General features: G+C 59.3%; 1 protein-coding gene and 1 pseudogene. Both read left to right on the top strand.

Going from position 1 to position 622, the window contains the following annotated elements; genetic code table 11:
* Positions 1-74: 74 nt before the first annotated feature.
* Positions 75-308, top strand: coding sequence for an ATP synthase F0 subunit C (gene atpE, locus JF66_RS17555; RefSeq protein ID WP_035837596.1), 234 nt, complete (start codon positions 75-77; stop codon positions 306-308).
* Between the two features lie 30 nt (positions 309-338).
* Positions 339-622: pseudogene (locus JF66_RS17550) on the top strand (F0F1 ATP synthase subunit B); the annotation flags it as partial.

Below are 622 nucleotides of genomic sequence, written 5' to 3'. Positions count from 1 at the left end.
GCTCGCGCTGGCTGAGGAACACTAGACATCGAATCCGGCACTCGCCGCATTCACCCCTACGGAAGGAAACAAACGTGGACGCAACTACCGTTCTCGCGGAAATCAACGGCAACATCGCGACTGTCGGTTATGGCCTCGCAGCCATCGGCCCGGCAATCGGCGTGGGTATCGTCGTCGGAAAGACCATCGAGGGTGTCGCTCGTCAGCCTGAGCTGGCCGGCCGCCTCCAGGTTCTGATGTACATCGGTATCGCCTTCACCGAGGCGCTCGCCTTCATCGGTATCGCAACCTACTTCATCTTCGTTTAGTCCTCTTTACTACCTGAGTTAGGAGGCATGATGCTTCACGCAGTAATTGCAGCCGCCGCCGCGGGGGAGACGCATAACCCGCTCATCCCGGCTGTCTACGACATCATCTGGTCAGCGGTCTGCTTTGTCGTGATTTTGTTCTTCTTCTGGAAGTACGCACTTCCGAGGATGCAGACGCTTCTTGACGACCGTGCAGAGGCCATCGAGGGCAACATCGCCAAGGCAGACGACGCCCAGCGCAAGGCCGAGGCTGCTCTCGAGCAGTACACGGCTCAGCTTGCTGACGCCCGCGCAGAGGCTGGAAACATCCGCGA

Source organism: Cryobacterium sp. MLB-32 (assembly GCF_000738085.1).
Classification (GTDB): Bacteria; Actinomycetota; Actinomycetes; order Actinomycetales; family Microbacteriaceae; genus Cryobacterium.
Note: the sequence above shows the minus strand (reverse complement) of the source record. Positions and strands in the feature narration are given on the sequence as shown.